This is a genomic window from Roseateles koreensis, from assembly GCF_028595305.1.
Lineage (GTDB): Bacteria > Pseudomonadota > Gammaproteobacteria > Burkholderiales > Burkholderiaceae_C > Paucibacter_A > Paucibacter_A koreensis.
Genome location: NZ_JAQQXS010000004.1, coordinates 146,405 through 165,867 on the forward strand (window position 1 = coordinate 146,405; position 19,463 = coordinate 165,867).

Here is a 19,463-nt window from a genome sequence, read left to right on the forward strand (position 1 = left end):
GGCAGCGGCAGCCCGGCAAACCGTTCGGATGGGGCGTTATGAATTGAGGCTTAAACGTCTTAAAAACGTCTTAACGCGCAGCAGCCGCCGGGAAGTTGAACAAGGTGCTCAGGTCACCAATGGCGGGTTGATTGGCGGGGCGGTAAGGGTTGTTCAGGTCGCGCACCGGGTTGGGCAAGTTGTCGCGGCTGCGGGCCGACAGGGGCGGCAGGCTCCAGTTGCGCTCAATGAACTTCAGCACCGAGCTGTGGTCGTTGTAGGTGTGGTCCACAAAGTTGCGCTTGGCATAGGGCGACACCACGATCAGCGGAATGCGCGGGCCGTCGCCGAAGAAATCGAGGTTCTGGATGTAGCCGCTGTCGAAGTAACCGCCACCTTCATCGGTAGTGATCACGATGGCGGTGTCCGCCCACAGCGCGGGGTTGGCTTGCACCTTGGTGATCAGGTCTTGCAAAAAGCCTTCATAGCGGGCCGGGGCCGAGTAGCCGGGGTGGCCACTGTCGAGGTTCTTGGGCACCACATAGGACACCTCGGGCAGGGTGCCTGCTGCAACGGCGCTGTAGAAGCTGTTCAGGCCCTTCAGGTTGGCCTTCAGCGCAGGCGTGCCCACGACATTGGCCGAGGCGTTGTGCGGGTCGCCAATGCTGTTGTACAGATAGGGCCGGCCGGTCTTGATGGCCAGCGCGGTCAGTGCGGGCTCAAGGGCAGCATCCGGGGTGGATTGCGGTAGGCCCAGTTGGGTCTTCATTGCAGCGGCCACCTGGGCTTTGATGGTCGGGAACAACGCATCGCTGGACACATCGGCGTCGTCGCGGCCACCGGTGTACCAGCTCCAGCTCACGCCGCGGGCGCTCAAAGCTTCGCCGATGGTCGGCACGGTTTGCGGCGGGTAGACGTAGGTGGTGGCGCCCAGGGTCTTGGCGTTGCCGTTGATGTCGTAGGGCGGCTCGTAGTTGTTGACGAGGTAGTAGGCGCCGCTTTCGCAATTGTGGGCGCGGCCCGTGGCGTCGAGCACCGCGCGCACGGCGGCCACGCCGGGCTGGCCGAGGTCGGCGCAGTTGACGTAGGAGCCGCCGGCGTAGCCGTCGTTGGTGTAGAAGTTGGCCGTCTGGGCCTGTGGGTCGGGGTTTTCGATCTGGTTGGCGGGCGGCACGGCGAGCTGGCCGTTGAGCTTGTAGACCGCCGCGTCGCCGGTGGCGATGCCGAAGAAGTTTGCGCCCGTGCCACCCATGATGAACTGGTGGTAGTTGTCGCTCAGCGCCCAGTTTTGGGCCAGCTGCTTGAAGTAAGGCGCGTCGCCCTGGTTCATGTTGAAAAAGCCCATCAGCTCGCCGCCCTGGCCGGTGCTGGCCGCAGTGACGCCATCGGTGGCACCACCCTGGCCCACGGTGCTGGCTACCCAGGCAAAGAGGTCGAGCTTTTCGTTGCTGCCGCCGGTCTGCTGCCACATCTGGAAGAAGCGGTGCACCGGGTCACCCACGCCTGTGTTGTAGCTGGCGAATTTGGTGATCTGGAAAGGGCCGTTGGCCGTGAGCGCGGCAAAGCGCGGGTCGGGGATGGCGCCGTACGGCTGCAGTGTGCTGGGGTTGTACAGGCCAATCATGGTCGGCTGCGGCAGCTTGGCGAGAGGCGCCACGCGCTGCGGGTTCAAGGCGTATTGGCCGCTCCCGTTGGCGGCGGACTGTACGGCTTTGGCGTAGTTGGCGGCCGGGGTGCCGTCGGGCTTGACAATGCCTTGCGAGACCAGGTTGTAGATCGACTGGCCGCGTGGCGGCACATAGGTGCCGTACAGCGTGTCGAAGGTGACGTTTTCACCGATGACCACGATCAGGTGCTTGATCGGCGTGGTGGTGGGCGCGGCGGTGGCGGCCAGGGCCGGCAGGGTCGCCAGTGCGGCGATCACTGTGGCGCGAAGCGCGAAGGGGAAGGATTTCATCGGGGGGGCTCTTTCCTGTTTTGCCTGTGCGGGCGTACCGATGAGCCTAAGAGTTAATGATGGCGCGCCAATGAACGTCGCGCCCGGCGGCATGCGCTGTCCGGCAGGGGGGGCGGCGGAGGTGGTTTGCGTTGCGTCAATGCAGCCTTGAATCCTCGGCGAATCACGGCGCCTTGTCACACGACCGTCACCCCGGCGTTCAAGACTGGAGGTTCCTTTTTCCGCTGTCGCTGTCGCGAATCGATCCCATGCAAAAGACCCAAGCACTGACCTCACTCGGGCAGCACCGCCTGATATTGCCGGCCTGGGTCAAGGCGGCCCTCGCCGCCAATGATCGCCTCAAGGTCTACCTCACGGTGCTGCAGGCGGCCAGCGAGCAGGCCTCGCATCCGCATCGCGACGCGCCTGATCTGAGCCGGGAGATTGCGGCCGCCGGCCTGGACGCCGCCTGGCTTCACGATCTCGCCGCCTTGGCCCGGCGGGTCGATGGTGAATTGCTGCTGCCCGATCTGCCCCGCTGGGTTCACTGCCTTGACGATGATCTTGTGATCATGGCCCGCCCCGTGCTGGAGATCACGCCTCCTGACGCGCCGCCCCACCCGCGTGTTGCGCACTGGCTGGCCTGGCTGCGCGCCCTGCCGGCCGACCGGCTTGACGATCACCAGCTTGAAGCCCTGACCCATGGCCGCCGTGGTGAAGACGACAGCCTGCACCTGCTCGTGATGGACCTGCACAAGCAGATCAACAAGCTGAGCGCTGAATTGGCCAGCGAGGTCATCGACGGCGCCAATGTGTGGGACTTGCAGCCCGGCGACCGCAGCCGTGTCGCGGCCTTCATGCGCGGTTTGAACCGCACGGCGGGGCTGAAGTTCGACCACCCTGGGCTGGACACGGCCGCAACGCGTGACGGCCCGCGCCTGCTGATCCAGAACGACATTGGCACCAACGATGCCCATGTGCTGGTGCTGCAGGTGACTGAGCGCACGATCACGCTGACGTATTCGGATTTGCATCGCGTGCGCTTTGAGTTCTTTCAGGCACTTCTTGCGCCGCTGGGCGCCAGTTGGTCTCTACCGGAGTCGTGTGTCCATGCCGACTTGAACCACGGTGAGGCCTACTCGGTCGGCACGGCTGTTTTTGAGGGCGCGGACGACGCAGCCCTGGAGGCCGCGCTGGAGGGCATCGGCTCTCGCATCGTCTTTTTGATCGACTGGAACCGCGCACGCAAGCGCTTGCAAGCCTTTGTCGGCAAGGCCGAGGCGATTGCGGTGCTGGCGGAGGTGGCCCGGTTGGACATCGGCCACCGTGGCTGGTTGCAGGTCGGGGGGGAGCATCTGATTTTCTCAGCCATGCAGGCGGCGGGCGAGGGCGCCTTTCGCATCGGCGACCGGCTGGACGAGGTGCTGGGTGTCGCTGACGCGCACGCGTTTCTGGTCGCGGTGATGCGCCTGGCGTGCGACGCCCTGCAGGGCGGGCAACCCGCCGCGTTGGTGGCGGATGAAACCCGCATGCTGCTGGCGCAATGCGTGCGCCAGCGCAGCAGTGAGTTTGATTTGCTGGCAGAGCACGCCGCCTATTGCCAGGCCCTGGCGCAAGCCGTTAGCGATGGCTTGGCGCACGGTGCGGAGCGATCGGGCAAGGCGGCAAATGAGCTTTCAGCGCGCGCAAAACTATGGGAGAGAAAGGCCGATCACCTGGTCATGCAAGCACGCGAGAAGGCCGAGCGGCAGCCCCGCTGGCGCCCGGTGGTCCGGCTGGTGGAGCAGTCCGACGATGTGGCCGATGCCTTGGAGGAGGCGGCCTTTCTGATCAGCTTGATCGCCGATCACCACATCAAGGGCTGGGACGGCGAGGTCCGCAAAGTCTTGGCGCGACTCGCCAGCACGGTGCTGCTGGCCACCCAAGACCAGGTGAAAGCCATCGCGATTGCACGCACACTCGGCGCCAACAGCGACGCAGCGGACAACGACGCCTTTCTTGGCGCCGCTTGGCGGATCTTGCAGGCTGAGCGCCAGTGCGACGCTTTGTTGCGCGATGCTCGCCGGGTGATTCTCGGCACCTTGCAGGACGCGCCGTCCCTGATGCTCGCCAACGATTTGGCCTGCACGCTGGAGCTGGCCTCCGACCGTTTGCTGGCTGCTGCCTACGCGCTGCGCGATCTGGCCTTCGACAAGACCGGGGTGCGGGGATGAGCGCGCTCAAGGCTCTTTCCATCGAGGCGGCGCTGCCGAACGCGGTCTACCTGATCGGATGCGGCACAGAGGATGTGGGGGCCGGCCAGCACGGCGAAGACTTTGTGCAAGCCTGCGCGAGCAGCATGGGATTCAAGGCCTGGAACCTGTTGCGCATGGCGCGCTTGGCCTTGCCTGTGCCGCCTGCGTTTGTGCTTGGCACGCGCTACTGCGTGGACCCCGCGGCGCGTGCGCAAGCCGCCGGCGCGGGGTTGTCCGGTACGGGGCTGTGGCAGGCCGGCCTGCAGGCGCTTGAGCGTTCAACGGGCTTGCGCTTGGGCGATGCGCGCCGGCCCTTGCTCTTGTCGGTCCGCTCGGGCGCGCCGGTCTCGATGCCCGGCATGATGGAAACCTTGCTGAACATCGGCCTGTGCGACGCCACCGTGGGCGGCCTGCTGCGCCAGACCGGCAACCCGCGCCTGGTTTGGGACGCCTATCGGCGCTTGATCGCCAGTTACGGCGAAGTCGTGGCAGGCTTGCCTGCGCAGTGCTTTGAAGCCGCCACCGAGGCGCTGTGCGCGGGTCGCGATGAGCGCGCGCTCGACTTCGCTGAACTGCGCACCTTGACCCAGCGCTTTCTCGAACTCTACGCACAGCAGGCGGGGCAGCCCTTTCCTCAGCAGCCAGCCACGCAACTTGCCGGCGCCATTGAGGCCGTGTTCGCCTCCTGGCAGTCCACCAAGGCGTGCGAGTATCGGCGCTTGAATCACATTGCCGATGACATCGGCACGGCGGTGACGGTGCAGCGCATGGTGTTTGGCAACGCGGGCGGTCAGTCGGGGGCTGGCGTTGGCTTCACCCGTGACCCGGCCAGCGGCGAGGCCGCGTTGTGGGTGGACTTTTTGTTCAACGCCCAGGGCGAAGACGTGGTCTCGGGGCGGCGCAGCGCCAACGGGCACGACGAACTGGCGGCGGTGTTGCCCGAGGTTTGGCAAGCACTCAAGGACGCCGCCCATCAGCTCGAACAGGCGATGGGCGATATGCAGGACTTCGAGTTCACCGTGGAGCAGGGGCAGCTCTTCATGCTGCAAACCCGCTCCGGCAAACGCACACCACGGGCCACGGCACGCATTGCGTTGGATCTGTTTGATGAGGGGGTGATTGCGCAGCCGTTGGCGCAGCAGCGCACCGCCGGCCTGGACCGGCAGGCGCTGGCCTGCCCTTGCGTGCGCAACACGGCGAGCGTGCCTCTTGTCCCGCTGGGTCGGGCGGCCAGCGCGAGCAGCGGCGTGGCCATCGGCGAAATTGCACTCGACGCGGTCCGCGCGCAGGCCCGTCACGCGGCGGGCGTGGCCGTGGTGCTGGTGCGTCGCGACGCTGAAACGGGTGACTTCACTGCGCTTGAAAGTTCAGTTGGCCTGCTCACCCAACGCGGCGCCCGCACCTCGCACGCGGCGGTGGTGGCGCGCCAGCTGGGCAAGGTTTGCCTGGTGGGCTGCAGTGAATTGCAGATTGATGAGGCGGCGCGCACCGTCACGGTTGGCGACGCGCTTTTGCATGAAGGCGACTTGCTCACGCTCGACGGCAACGAGGGTGTTTTCTACGCCGGGGAGGCCCAGGTCGAGCTTGAGTACCCGCAGGACTTGCTCGCTCGCCTGGACGCCTTGCGGCAGCTGTCTGCGCCTTGTTGAACTGCGCTGATGCCACGGGTACAAGCCCCGGCGGTTGTGCCGCCCGCCGTTCAACCTGAACTGCGGGCGTTGGTGGGCATTGCCGGGCAGCGTCAGTGCGCAGACCCGGTACGCTTGCGGCGCACGGTGAAGCCCAAGGCGCCCAGGCCCGCGGCGAACAAAGCATAAGACGCGGGCTCGGGCACGGCGGAAACAGCGGCGCTTGGGGCAAAGGACACGCCGCGGATATTGGTGTTCGCGGCGGCTGTCATCAGCACAGAGAAGGACTCTGACGTGGGCAGTGTCGTGGCGCTCAGCGTGTCATTGATGCTGTAGAGATAGGTTGGGTCCAGGTCGCCGAGGGTGGCATTGGTCGCGAACAGCGAGACGGTGTTGCCGTCGACTTTGCCCGTCAGGCCGATCAGGCCGGTGGTGCCCGCCTTGGCGGTGTTGGCTACCAGCGCCAGTCCGTTGGACAAGGTGTAGTCCAGCACCCAGGTGTTGCCGGTCAGGGTCCATTTTTGCAGGCCGCCGTCGCCCAGGCCGCCTTGCTTGGGCTGGCCCGCATCCGCCACATACAAGGTCGTTGCGTTGGCGAAGAAGAAGTTCTCCGGGCTCAGATTGGCGGTGGCGGTGGCGTTGATGCCATTGCCTTTGCCCGCTGTCAGCACAACGCTGTTGCTCACGCCGGCCAAGACCGTGGGTGTGGTGGCGCTGGTCGGGGCCGTTGCCCCGTAGACGGCGATGTTGGCGGAGCCCTTGGACGTGCCTGTGGCGCCCGTCTGCTTGCTGTCGGACGAGACGTACAACTGGCCATTCACGAACGAGGCGGTGCGCATGTCCGTGCCGGCGTTGATCACCGTACCGCTGCTGGAGCCCGCCACCACGTATTGCAGGCCTTGCGTCGAGTCGCCCTTCACCCCTTGGCCCGCGACATAAAACGAGGAGCCATCTTGCGTGGCCACGCTGCGCGGGTTGTTGGTGTTGGCAAAGTTGTAGATTGCGGTGCTGGTGTTCACCGTGCCTGCGGCAGAGATGGTGGCCACCACCCGCGACACTGCCGTGTAGTTGCCGCCTTGAACGCTTGTGGTCTGCGCCAGCGCCTGCGTGCCGTAGGCATTGGTGGCGTTGACCGTGGCGCTGTTGAAGGCGGCGGCATTGACGCCGTAGCCCATGATGGTGAGCAGCTTGCCGTCCCCGGATAGTTGCAGCGTGCCTTCCGATGAAGAGCCGTACTCGCCCGAGATGGCCGAGTTCAGCACGCCCGAGGCGCTGACAAAGCTCGACTGCGGCAGCGTCAGGGCATTGCCCAGAACGCCGGTAGTCGAGAGGGCCTGCAGCACGATGGGCGAGGCTTGGTTGTCGCCATAGCTGCCACTCAGGTTGCCATTGCCATAGATGCTGACCACCAGGTCGCCTACGTTGAAGACCGCGGTGGCATGCGCCATGGGGGTGGCGGCGAGTGCACAGGCGAGGCCGAGCCAAGTGACCAGGGGGCGGCGTTTGTGTTGAGTATTCATCGCGGTGAATGGACCAATTTTTGAGGGGTGCCGCAGTGTCTGAAAATTACGTGACAGTTCTGTGGTGCGCCCTTCTCGCGCACCCCCGCGCTTGGGGGGAGTGGGCTTGAAACGCAAGCAGTGCCTGGCAGATCAGTGTCCCGCTTAACCTGAGCAATCGCTGACGGGCAAGTTCTACGTACTGAACGCTTCTGCCTGCGTGTACTTGCAGACCCGGTTGCGCCCCGTGCGTTTGGCTTGGTACATCGCCATATCGGCCTCGTCAATGGCTTGGTCCAGGGGTTTGTCGGCATTCACATAGGCGATGCCAAAGGAGCCCGTGACGGTCAGTGAAACGGGCGAGGTCAACAGCGGGCTGCCGCCCAGGGACTGGCACAAGTCCTGCGCCGTTCGGAGCAGCGTGGCGCGATCCACCTGCATCAGAATGCATAAAAATTCTTCACCGCCCCAGCGTGCAAGGCTGTCGGTGGACCGCAAGCGGGCGCGCAGGCGCTGTGCGGCTGCTACGAGCACCGCATCGCCCACGCCGTGTCCGTGCGTGTCGTTGATGGATTTGAAGTGGTCCAGGTCCAGCAGAATCAATCCGAAGCCGGTGCCGTAACGCTGGCTTCGCATGAACTCCTGCGCCAGGACCGTCATGGCGGCTCGGCGGTTCAGGCACTCTGTCAAGGCGTCAATGCGCGCCATCTCGTGCACTTTTTCAAGCGTCGCGGCGAGTTCGGCATTGCTGCGATGGAGTTCGGCGTTCAACCGCTTGGACTGCACGCCACTTCGGATCACGTGGAGCAAGAGTTTTTGGGCACTTCGGCCGTAAAGCTGAAGCACCAGCAACAGCAACAAGGCCGGGGCAACCATCCAACTTACCAGTGCAAACGGAGCGTAAATCCCCATCACGACGCCGGGGAGCATGATGCCTGAGGTAAAGACGAGCAGCGTCTTTCGAATGAAGCAAAGGTTGTGAACTGACAGCAGGGCCACGATGGCAATGAACAGCATGCTCACCATGGAGATGCCGAGTGAATCCGCAACGCCTGGCAATACAGGAACAACGCCCCACAGCAGCCCCAGCGGGAACAGCAAGACTGACAAAATATTCAACAGCTTGGCGCGTGCGGCGGGCTGGTCCAGTTGCTGCCGAAGCCGCTTCGCAAGCACGATGATGGTTAATTCAGCCAGAAAAAAAATTGCCAGCCAAGTGCCAAGAATGGCCAGGGGAACAATCGGCCTGAGCAGAATGAAAAGGGCGCCGTACCCCAGCCAAGAAGTGCGTGATGCGAATAGCATTCGGCTGATCCACATGCGCAAGGCCTCCAACTGAACGAAGGCTTCGTCGTCTGGGCCTAGTTCAACGGGAGTCTGGCCGAGGGTTGTCTCGGTGACAGCCTTGATTCTTGTCAGCGCAGTCATCGTCTCGTGTCACGAAGTGAATTCGAGTCCGTTCATTATGGAGGTTATTTGGCCAGCGATGCATGGGTCTACGCGCGTTGTTTGAAATGCAAGAAAGGGTGGATAGCTCCCCAATGCGGCGCATCGACGCGCGCGGGGATCTTCATCGCAGTTGTTGATAGCGGCCCTTTGTTGGGCTGATTGTGCTTCCCCAAAAAAAATGGGTCCGACTGGCGGACCCTGGGGTGGAGGCCGGCTCGATGGCCGGGCGGCTCGGTTTAGTGACCGGGTGTCGGGAGGCTGGCCTTGCCGGGGTGTTCGGCGTTCAGCGCTTCCAGTTTGTCCATGGTGCGGTTCATGCGGCGCATCAGTGCTCGGTAGGGTTCGGGCGAGGCCAGGTCCAGGCCGGCGGCGCGCGTCAGCGGATAGGCGTCGGCCGAGCTGCCGGACTTGAGCATGGCAAAGTACTTGTCGCGCAGCGCCGTGTCGCCCGTTGCGGCGCCCTTGCCGATGCCTTCGGCAAAGAAGGCGGCGGCGCTCACGCAGGTGGCGTACTGGTAGACGTAGAAGTCGTTGTAAAAATGCGGGATGTAAGCCCACTCGATGCCGTACAGCGGGTCGATCTTGACGACGCCCTGCGCATCGCCGTGATAACGCTTGAGCAGGTCCAGATAGGTCTTGCTGAGCCATTCACCGGTGATGGGCTCGCCTTTTTCCACAGCCTCATGCGCCTTCAATTCAAATTCGGCAAACATGGCCTGGCGGAAGAAGGTGGTGCGCATGCCTTCCAGCTCCTGGCTCAGGGCGAAGATTTTCTCCTCGCGGGTGGCCGCTTTTTCGACCATGTAATCCACCAGGAACAACTCGTTGGCGGTGGACGGAATCTCCGCAATGAAGGTGGAGTAGTCCGCCGTTTCGAACGGTTGCGCCGCGTTGGACAGCACCGAGTGCATGGCGTGGCCCCATTCGTGGGCCAGCGTCGAGACGCTGTTGTAGTCGCCGTTGAAACTCATCAACAAATAGGGGTGCACATCGTAGGCGGCCGGGTTCATGTAGGCGCCCGAGCGCTTGCCGCGTTGCGGCACCGAGTGCATCCACCCGCCCTTGAAGGCCTGCGCCAGCTGACGGGTGTAGTCCTCGCCCAGGGGCTTGAGCGAGGCCAGGGTGAGCTGTTCGGCTTCTGCCAGGCTGTAGTTGCGGCTGGTCTTGGCCAGGGGTACGTAGACGTCTTGATAGCCCGCGCTCTTCAGGCCCAGCATCTGGCTGCGTAGTTTCAGGTAGCGGTGCAGGGTGGGCAGGCCGGCATTGGCTTCTTGCACCAGGGTGCGGTAGACGGCGTCAGGAATATTGTCATTGCCTTGGGCCATGGCCACGCTGCTGGCGTACTTGCGTGAGCGAGCGTTGAACACGGTGCCGCGCAGATTGGCCGCATAGATCGCGCCCAGGGTGCGCTCGTAGGCCTTGTAAACCGGCCAGAAGGCCTTGAACACCTGCTCGCGGATCTTTGGGTTCGGGTTGCTGCGATAGGCCACGTACTGTTCTTGGTCCAGCGTCACGGTCTTGCCGGCGATCTTGACGGTGGGCCAGGGCAGGTCGGCGTTGGACAACAGGCCGTAGATGTTTTGGGGCTGCTGCAGTGCTTCTGCCGCGCCGGCCAGCAGGGCTTCTTCTTTCAAACCCAGAGTGTGCTCGGCGAGGCGCAGCATGGTGGTCAGGCCCTGGCTGTGCTTGGCCAGCCGGGGCTCGGCTGCCAGATAGGCCTGCACCTTGTCGCGGCCCAGCGCTGCGACTTCGGCATTGACGAAGGAGCTGGCTTCGCCAAACTGGTTGTACACCGAATAGGCCTGTTGATTGCGGGCCTGGTTCTCGGTGATCTGGGTGTTCTCGTCGGCCTTGAGGCTTGAGTAGGTGATCAAGCGGCCGAGGCGCCGGCGCACGTTTGACAGTGCGTCCAGGCCATCCGCCAACTGGGTGGCGCTGTCGCCCAGCTTGCCCTGCAGGGCCTTGAGCTTGGGCAGTTCTGCCAGGATGGCCAGGCGCTCGGCCTCCCAGGCGGCGTCGCTGGCGTAGAGCGGCACCAGGTTCCACACCACCTGGCCGACGGGCACGGTGGCCGCTTCGGCGGGGGCGCCAGCAGTTGCCGGTGCGGTTGTCGCTTGGGCCAGGCTGGGGAGGGCGGCGGTGGACAGCAGCATCAGGGCGGCCGCCAAAGCAATCACGGTGGGTTTCATGCGTGGACTCTTTTGGGGGCAGGCTTGTGGCGCACCCTCGGTTTTGAAGATTGTGTTGTCCGCCTGCGGCCCGGCACGGGTCGACCCAGCCGCTTGCGGTGCGTTGGATTGTGCCGTTATCCGTCGCAAGCCACCCGTGCCAAAGGTCCTGGTGAAAGTTGAAAAACTTCGGCAATCAGGCTGTCAGGTGTTGCCCGAAGAAGCGCAAAGTTCGGTCCCAAGCCATGCGGGCCCATACCGCGTCGTATTGCGTGATGGCAATGCGCTTGGGCCCTTGTGCGTCTTCATTGGCAAAGGCATGGTGAGCGTGATAGCGGTGGCCTTCGTAGCGCACCTGCGCCTCACGCAGCAGCGGCTCCAGGCGATCGACGTTGTCGATGGAGAATGCCGCGTCCTGTGTGGCCCAGTGCGCCATGACCGGCTGTGTGAGTTTGCTGGCGTCCAGGTACTCCAGCGGCGGGAGGCCGTACCAGACCACTCCGGCATCGGCCTCGGGGGTGTTCATGAGCGCCAGCCAGGTCAAGGCCCCGCCCATGCAGTAGCCGGTGATGCCGACCTTGCCGCTGCCCAGGTTCAGTGATTTCAGGTACTGGACCGCGCCCCGCACGTCGTTGGCGGCTGCATCGCCGAAGTTCAGCGCCTCCATGAGGTGGTGGGCCTCTTCTTGTTCGACCGTGCTTTTGCCCCGGTACAAGTCGGGCACCAGCGCCGTAAAGCCTGCTGCGGCCAGCCGTTCAGCCACCCCGCAGATCTGCGCGTTGACGCCCCACCATTCTTGTAGCACCACAACGGCGCCCAAAGCCTGCTGGGCCTCGGCGATGACGCCGTTGGCGGTTCGCCCGTCGGGGCGCGTGAATTTGATGGGTTTCAGCATGGCAAATTCCTGGGTGGGTGAAAGTGGACCGGCCATGCATTCACGCGGTTCGTTGCTGAATGGCCGGTAGGTAGCGCACCATGAATTCTGCCGGCATGCGGCGCGCGCGGCCACTGCTCAGCTCAATGCACACCAAATTCCACTGGCCGCGCATCACGCAAACACCGTCTCGCTCGCGGCGCAGCTGAAAGTGACGCTGCATACTCAGGCGCCCATCGGCGGCGCCCAGCCAGGTGGCCAGGCGCAAGGGTTCGCCCAGAAGAGTCGGCAGCAGGTAGTCGTAGGTGGCGCGTTGGATGGCCATGGCCCGGTCCAGCGAACGGTAGTCCGCCAGGCTCAAGCCCAGCGCTTCGGAGTGCGCCCAGGCAATGCGTTCGCACCACTGCACGTAGACGGCATTGTTGGTGTGGTTCAACCCATCGATATCCGCGGCTTGCGGGCAGACCGACAGAAGAAACGGCGAAGGGACATCCCAGTCCATGGCGCTTGCGAGTCGGGCACAGCGGAATTGCTAGCCCGCATTAGACCTCGACCCAACTAGGCGGCGTCTGGCTCTGGGTGCGGGAAGGGGGCAAACCAGCAGATCAGGAAGGACGGAATGGTAGCCAGCATCACGAAGATGAAGTAGCCGGTATAGCCCATCTGCTGCTGCAGGTGCCCGCTGACCATACCCGTTAGCATCATGCACAGGCCCATCAAACCGGTTGCAAAGGCGTAGTGCGAGGTGGAATATTTTCCAGGCGCCAGTTGCTGCATCAGGTAGATCATGAAGCCGACCGACCCGGTGCCGAAAAAGAATTGCTCAAGTACCACGCCCGCGCTGATCAACAAGATGTTTTGCGGCTGGTAGATTGCCATCAGTAAAAACGTGATGTTTGGAATATTGACGCAGCAGCACAAGATGAACAAAGATTTTTGCAGCCCGCGCCGTGCCACGATGGCTGCGCCCACCAGCGAGCCCACCAGCAGCGCAACAATGCCAAAGGTGCCGTAGATCAGGCCAAAAGCTTGGTTGCTCAAGGCCAGCCCGCCGTTGGGCAGGGTGTCTTTCATGAACAGCAGGCTGGGAACGTTGAGAAAGCCGAAGCTGATGCGAAACAGCAAGGCGAAGCCGATCATCAGCCAGATGCCCTGCTTCTGGAAGAAACTGACGAAAGCATCCGCCAGGGTGGCCAGCGCCTGGCCGGGCGTGCTGGGCGTATGTTCTGCGCGGGCACCGTCGGGCATCACGCGCGCATGCCAGGCCGCCATGGCCAGCATCACCACGCCCAGAATCACGAAGATGACCTGCCAGGAACGAGCCCAAGTTGGGCCGCTGACGGCGGGGTCTTGCTTGAAGACGTATTGATGCAGCACGCCCGTCAAGGCCAGCAGCACGCTCATGACGGCGAGCTTGCCCACGTTCCAACTCAAACCCTGGATGCCGCAAAAGCGGGCCTGGCTCTTGCTGTCCAGTGCGGTGACGTACACGCCATCGGTGGCGATGTCTTGCGTGGATCCGATGAAGGACAAGACCCAGAATAAGCCCATCATGACGGGGACGTAATCAGGCAGTTCCAGGCATAAGGCCACGCCCATCATGCCCAGGCCCAACAGAACCTGGGTCACGAGGACGAAGAACTTCTTGGTCCGGTACATCTCCACAAAGGCGGCGAAGAGCGGCTTGATTGTGTACGCCAGGCCCAGGGCGCTGGCATATTCAGCCGCCCGGGCGTTGTCCATGCCCAGGTTGCTGAACATGATGACGGCGGCGGCGGTCAGCATGTTGTAGGTCAAGGCCATCGTGAAATAGCCCGAGGGCACCCAGAACATGGGCCGGTTGGAAGAGGTCATGGTGGCGGGAGAGTTTGCTGGGCGCGGGGCCTCGTGTTCGAGCGCGGTGGGCACCGGCGGTGCGATGGAGGTGGTCATAGCAATTTGGTCGTGAGCAACGACGGGTGAGCGAACGAACGGCTGGGCGCCTGTTGCGCTGGTTTTTGGGAGGGACGGGCACACATCTGTTCAATCAAGGCCCGGTGCGGCGGTAAATCGGCCAGGGCTTGTTGTGACACCTGGCGGATGGTCTGAAATTCACGCATGGCTTCTTCCATGCGAGGGTAGGCCGCCCGGCTGGCGCTAATGTCGCAGCCGTACTCCATGCCGTGCAACACGTATTGCCAACTGGTGGGTGGGTACATCTCCAGGTCGCTGATGAAATCAAGCCGGTGCGGCGGGCGGTGGCGCCACATGGCCAATTGCTCTTGCAGGGCCTCAGGAATGGAGGCGGGGTTGCAGTTGTCGGTCCAGAAGGCGTTGTCACGCCGCTGAGACAAGCAGTAATGGAGTTTGACGAAATTGACGATGCGCTCGTAGCGCGCCACCATCAGCGTGTTGAACTGTTTGGCCACCGGGGCCAGATTGCCGTCGCGCGGAAACAAGAAGCTGATCAAGAAGGCGGCGGTCTCGATCACGCCGATGCCCGAGGCTTCGAGGGGTTCGACAAAGCCGCCCGACAGGCCAACGGCCACGCAGTTCTTGATCCACTGCGTTTCCCGGTAGCCCACGCGCAGCTGGAGCGGCCGGGCGCTGACGCCCTCGCCTTGCGGGCCGACGTATTGGCGCAGCACGGCTTCAGCGCGGGCGTCGTCGGTGTAGCGGCTGGAGTAGACGTAGCCGATGCCGCGCCGCTCTTGCAGGCCGATGTCCCAGGTCCAGCCGCTTTCATGCGCGGTGGAGATGGTGTAGGAGGGGATGGGGGCATCCGGGCGCTCATAGGGCACTTGCATGGCGAGCGCGCGATCGACGAAGAGCACGTCGTTCACGTCCCGGAAGGGCGCACCCAACGCGTCGCCGATGAGCGTGGCGCGAAAACCGCTGCAGTCGATATACAGGTCAGCCTCCAGGCGGCCCGCCTCCGCGGTGTGGAGCGCCGCAATGCTGCCATCGGGGGCCAGCTCAACGCGCTGGACGGTGGCAATTTGGCGCTGTACCCCGAGGCTTTGGGCATGCTTGCAGAGCAGGGTGGCAAAACGCCCCGCGTCAAAGTGGTAGGCGTAATTCATCGGCCCGAGGTAGTCCCCGTCGCTCAAGCGTTTGGGGCCACGGTGGGCATCGGCAATTTTCTTTTGCATGGTGGCCGCTTCGGCAAAGGCCACATCACCCCCCGCCGCGCCGAGCAGCCAGTAGGGCAGCAACTCCAAGCCCTGGCTGCGTTGGCTGGGCAGGCTGAAGGGGTGGAAATAATGGTCTGTTCCCACTGACCCCGCCGGCCGCACCCAATCGACGAACTTGATGCCTTGCTTGAAGGTGGCGCTGCACTCGCGCAGAAAGCGGGCCTCGTCAATGCCCAGCAGCGACAGCGTGCCGCGAATGGACGGGAAGGTGCCTTCACCGACGCCGATGGTGGGGATGTCGCTGGACTCCACCACCGTGATGTGCACCGCTTGTTGCTGGGGGCCGCCCAGCTGTTTGGCCAGGAAGCCCGCCGTCAGCCAGCCGGCCGTGCCGCCGCCCACGATGAGGACGTTTTTGATTGCATTCATTGACTTTGTCTCCGCTCGATCCGCACTGCGGCCGGCCTTTTGATCGCAAGAATGTAGTGCCAATAAGGGCTCAAAAACCGCGTCATCAGGGTAAACGACAGCGTTGTCATTTTGTATTGACAGCGTTGTCATTTGTTCATTAATATCCGCTCGCCTCATCAAAAGGGCGCCGTCAATCGATGGCGTTAGCAGGTCATGATTCGACCTGACTCGGAACGCTGAAGTTCCAAACACAACAGGAGACACTATGAGCAGCCATGCATCCGGATTCCGTAAGTTCCTAGGCAGCCCCGTCCAACTGGCGGTGGTTACGTTGTTGGCCGGCGCTTCGTCGGTCTACGCCCAGTCGCAAGCTCCTGAAGCCGCTGCCAAGGCTGCGGACTCGAAGGAGTTGCCCACCGTCATCGTGACGGCCACCAAGAGCGCCACGTCTTTGCAGCGCACGCCTGTGGCGGTGACCGCCATCAATGCCACTTCGCTGGAAGACAACCGCGTCAACTCCTTGCTGGACGTGTTCAATCTGGTCCCCAGCCTGCAGGGAACGGGCCAGGGCGATCACGGCATCGTCAGCGTCACGCTGCGCGGTATCGGCAATGACAGTGCCAAGACCGAGTACGCGGACCCGGAAGTTTCGCTGTTCGTGGACGGTGTGTTCTCGCCCCGCCCTGAAGGCGCGTCGACTCTGATGTTCGACCTGGACGGTGTGGAGGTGATGCGGGGCCCGCAAGGCACGCTGTGGGGCCGCAACTCCACGGTGGGCACCATCAATTTGAAGACCGCCAAGCCCAAGCTGAATGACCAGTCGGGCTATGTGGAAGCGGGCATCGGTACTTATTCGCGCATGGGCATGCGTGGCGCCTTGAACATGCCTGTCAGCGATACGCTGGCTTTCCGCGTGGCTTTTGTGCACGAGCAGCATGACGGGTATGTCGACTTTCAAAAGGGTCCCAACCTGAGCGTGGCCAGCCAGCAGGCTGCATACATTGCCAATGGCGGCACCCTGGCGACTTTCAAGCCGATGAACACGAACTTGTTCGTGCAGGACGGCCCCAAGTACAACGCGCAAGATCAAAGCGCCGTGCGCGTGAGCATGCTGTGGAAGCCGACGGCGGCGTTCAGTTGGGACCTCTCGGTGGAGCAGTTCCGCGACCGTGGCACACCGTCAATGAACCTGATGCAAACCCCGCGTGCGGGTGAGTCGCAATGGTCGGCCCTGATCGAAGTGGCACCCACCCTGGTGCGCGACTCCACCAATGTGCGCAGCCACATGGAGTACGACCTGGGCGACATGATCCTGGCCTACACCGCCGGCATGGGCCGCTTCAAGGGCTCCAGCACGTTTGACGCGCAGGGCGGCATGGTGGTGCCGACCTACTTTGACGACCCGAACGCTCGCTACCAGAACAACAACACTGTCTGGTCCAAGTACAACAGCCAAAGCCATGAAGTCACGCTGGCTTCAAGCGGTCGCAAGACCCTCGACTGGATCTTGGGCGCTTACTACGCGGCGGAGGACAACGGCATCCGCTTCGATATCCCCATCATGAACGGCACGCAAGAGGGTTCCGTGGCGTGGCAGGGCTCATTCATCCAGCCCAAGGAAACGGTGGAAACCAAGGCCGTCTTTGGCCAGGCGACCTTCAACGTGAGCGATGCACTGCACCTGACGGGCGGTGTACGCTTCACCACCGATCGCCGCGAAAACGTGGGCGGTGGCAGCTGGACTTGGCAGTACGACGCCACGGTGCCGCAAACCCCCTTGAACGCGAACTTCGACCCCAAGACCCAGCCGGGCTACGCGCAGGGTGACCACAACAGCGCGGTCTACACCAACGACAAGACCACCTATCTGGCCCGCGTGGGTTACGACTTGAGCAAAGACGCCATGGTCTACGGCAGCGTGTCCACCGGCTACAAGTCGGGCGGCACCGGCGACGGCGGCCATCCTTACGGCCCTGAAACGCTGACCAACTATGAGGCCGGCCTGAAGACCAAGCTGATGGGCGGCCGCATGACCTTCAACACCAGCGTGTACTACATGGACTTCAAGGACTTCCAGTTCTCGTCGGCCATCACCAATCCGGACGGTACGCGCGGCTTTGCCTACGACAACGCGGAGGGCGCCAAGGTGTCGGGCGCTGAAGTCGAGGTGGCCACGCTGGTGGGTAACAACGGTCGTCTGCAATTGGCCGCGTCGTTCACCAAGACCAAGCTGGGTCATCTGGTGGGCAAGACCAACGACTACATCTTGCCGGTTTGCTTCTCTGACAAGACCACCAACTGCATGGACGTGACCGGCCACGAGCTGCCGCACGCCCCGAAGTTCGCCTTGCAGCTGCAGTACGAGCACAACTTTGACCTGGAGAGCGGCGCCACCCTGACCCCGCGTGCCAGCGCGCACTACCAGACGGACACCTGGTTGTCGGTGTTCAACCTGGGTGATGGCGACAAGCAAAAGGCCTACGCCACGCTGGACCTGGGCCTGCGTTATGCAGCCAAGAAGAACTGGTATGTGGACGGCTTCGTGCGTAACGTGACGGATCAGCTGATCAAGACCAGCGCAGGTAGCGGTGGCCAGAACCGCACGGTCGACACCGCGATCTGGACAGCGCAGTACCAGGCACCGCGCACGGTGCAGGTCAACGCCGGCTACAGCTTCTAAGCGCAAGCAAGCATGCAAGCAAGGGCCTTGCTCCGCCCACTCGGCGGGGCAAGGCCTGGCGCAAGCCGTTCTGCCAATTTTTGAATCTATCTTGAGCCCGGTTTTGGGCCACCATGAACATGACGACCGCACCCACTTCAGACGCATCGCCAGATTGGGCGGCGCTGGCCGGCCGATTTACCCCGAATTTTGTGTGGGGCTCCGCCACCAGTGCGGCTCAGATCGAAGGCGCCGCTTTTGAGGACGGCAAGGGCGAGTCGATCTGGGACCGCTACTGCCGCGAGCCCGGCCGCATCAAGGACGGCTCCAATATCGACGTGGCCTGCGACCACTATCACCGGGTCAAGGAAGACGTGGCCCGCATGAAGTGGTTGGGTCTTAAAGCTTATCGATTCTCGATGGCGTGGCCACGCGTGCAGCCCACCGGCAAGGGCGCCTGGAATGAAGCGGGTTTTGCGTTTTATGCGCATGTGCTCGATGAATTACAGGCCGCCGGCATCCAGGCGCATTTGACGCTGTATCACTGGGATTTACCGCAAGCGCTGCACGATGAATTCGGCGGCTGGACCTCGCGCGAGGTCGTGCCGCTGTTCGCCGCCTACGCGGCGGAAGTGGCGCGGCGCTTTGGCGACCGCGTGGCCAGCATCGCCACCTTGAATGAACCCTGGTGCGTGGCGACCTTGGGCTATGAGACGGCGCAGTTCGCCCCCGGCATCACCGATCGGGGCGTCTCCATGCAGGTTTCGCACCATTTGATGATGGCGCACGGCGCGGCCATCGTGGCGATGCGCCCGCTCACGCGTACGCCGTTGGGCGTGGTGTTGAATCACACGCCGTCCTTCGCCGCTGAGCCCATCGAGGCCGACCGCATTGCCGCGCGCATCGACGACGGGCTGACACTGCGCTGGTATATGGACCCGATCTTTCGCGGCAGCTACCCGGCCGATGTCATCGCCTATTTGGGTGACGACGCACCAAAGATCGAGGCGCAAGACCTGGCCCTGATCCAGCAGCCTTTGGATTTTCTGGGCGTGAACTTCTACACCCGCAGCTTCATCAGCACGCGCCAGCCCGGCATGCCGGCACCCGGAAAAATGGGCTTTACCGATATGGGCTGGGAGGTTTATCCCCAGGCCTTGACGCAACACCTGCTGCGCTTGACCCGCGACTACGCGCCCCCGCCGATCTACATCACCGAGAACGGCATGGCCAATGCCGATGAAGTGATTGATGGCCGTGTGCCCGACGTGGCACGAATCGCCTACCTGCGCAGCCACCTGGAGGCACTGGCTACGGCTGTGGACCTGGGCGCTGATGTGCGGGGTTATTTCTACTGGAGCCTGCTCGATAATTTCGAATGGAATTCAGGCTACACGAAGCGCTTTGGCTTGTTCCACGTCGATTACGGCACGCAGCAGCGGCTCGCCAAAGACAGCGCCCATTGGTATCGCGGCTTGATCAAGGCGCACCAGCCGCACCAGCCAGGTTGATC

At 63.2% G+C, this 19,463-nt stretch carries 12 protein-coding genes; 4 read left to right on the forward strand and 8 right to left on the reverse strand.

Translation table 11 applies throughout. The annotated features are described in order from the left end of the window. Positions 1-70: 70 nt before the first annotated feature. On the reverse strand, positions 71-1,936 hold the full coding sequence (locus PRZ01_RS05685; RefSeq protein ID WP_273595799.1) for an alkaline phosphatase family protein: 1,866 nt from the start codon (positions 1,934-1,936) through the stop codon (positions 71-73). Between the two features lie 248 nt (positions 1,937-2,184). Here PRZ01_RS05685 and PRZ01_RS05690 point away from each other — a divergent pair, with 248 nt between their 5' ends. Both PRZ01_RS05690 and PRZ01_RS05695 read left to right on the forward strand, forming a co-directional pair. Next, positions 2,185-4,128, forward strand: a complete 1,944-nt coding sequence (locus PRZ01_RS05690) for a phosphate transport regulator (protein ID WP_273595800.1) — start codon at positions 2,185-2,187, stop codon at positions 4,126-4,128. Further along, complete coding sequence (locus tag PRZ01_RS05695) at positions 4,125-5,798, forward strand: PEP/pyruvate-binding domain-containing protein (RefSeq protein ID WP_273595801.1); 1,674 nt, start codon at positions 4,125-4,127, stop codon at positions 5,796-5,798. The genes PRZ01_RS05690 and PRZ01_RS05695 overlap by 4 nt, the downstream gene beginning before the upstream one ends. Positions 5,799-5,890: 92 nt before the next feature. Here the strand turns inward: PRZ01_RS05695 and PRZ01_RS05700 are convergent, their stop codons facing one another. From PRZ01_RS05700 to PRZ01_RS05730, 7 genes are all read right to left on the reverse strand, one after another. Continuing rightward, positions 5,891-7,297, reverse strand: coding sequence for a PEP-CTERM sorting domain-containing protein (locus PRZ01_RS05700; RefSeq protein ID WP_273595802.1), 1,407 nt, complete (start codon positions 7,295-7,297; stop codon positions 5,891-5,893). 174 nt (positions 7,298-7,471) lie between these two features. Continuing rightward, positions 7,472-8,704 (reverse strand): GGDEF domain-containing protein, encoded by a 1,233-nt coding sequence (locus PRZ01_RS05705; protein WP_273595803.1) that lies wholly within the window; start codon positions 8,702-8,704, stop codon positions 7,472-7,474. Positions 8,705-8,961: 257 nt separating this feature from the next. After that, a complete protein-coding gene (gene pepF / locus PRZ01_RS05710) occupies positions 8,962-10,914 on the reverse strand; it encodes an oligoendopeptidase F (RefSeq protein ID WP_273595804.1) in 1,953 nt (650 codons plus the stop codon). Between the two features lie 175 nt (positions 10,915-11,089). Then, the gene (locus PRZ01_RS05715) at positions 11,090-11,788 is read right to left on the reverse strand and encodes a dienelactone hydrolase family protein (protein WP_273595805.1); all 699 of its coding nucleotides are present in this window, start codon (positions 11,786-11,788) and stop codon (positions 11,090-11,092) included. Between the two features lie 40 nt (positions 11,789-11,828). Further along, the gene (locus PRZ01_RS05720; protein ID WP_273595806.1) at positions 11,829-12,269 is read right to left on the reverse strand and encodes an acyl-CoA thioesterase; all 441 of its coding nucleotides are present in this window, start codon (positions 12,267-12,269) and stop codon (positions 11,829-11,831) included. Between the two features lie 56 nt (positions 12,270-12,325). After that, positions 12,326-13,621 carry an MFS transporter gene (locus PRZ01_RS05725; RefSeq protein WP_273595807.1) on the reverse strand — a complete coding sequence of 432 codons (1,296 nt, stop codon included), beginning with the start codon at positions 13,619-13,621 and terminating at the stop codon, positions 12,326-12,328. A gap of 74 nt (positions 13,622-13,695) precedes the next feature. Further along, positions 13,696-15,309: a tryptophan halogenase family protein gene (locus tag PRZ01_RS05730; protein WP_273595808.1), complete on the reverse strand. Its 1,614-nt coding sequence runs from the start codon at positions 15,307-15,309 to the stop codon at positions 13,696-13,698. Positions 15,310-15,556: 247 nt separating this feature from the next. Between PRZ01_RS05730 and PRZ01_RS05735 the strand changes: the two genes are divergently transcribed. Further along, the gene (locus tag PRZ01_RS05735; protein WP_273595809.1) at positions 15,557-17,971 is read left to right on the forward strand and encodes a TonB-dependent receptor; all 2,415 of its coding nucleotides are present in this window, start codon (positions 15,557-15,559) and stop codon (positions 17,969-17,971) included. Positions 17,972-18,090: 119 nt separating this feature from the next. Next, positions 18,091-19,461: a GH1 family beta-glucosidase gene (locus PRZ01_RS05740; RefSeq protein WP_409993812.1), complete on the forward strand. Its 1,371-nt coding sequence runs from the start codon at positions 18,091-18,093 to the stop codon at positions 19,459-19,461. Positions 19,462-19,463 lie beyond the last annotated feature (2 nt).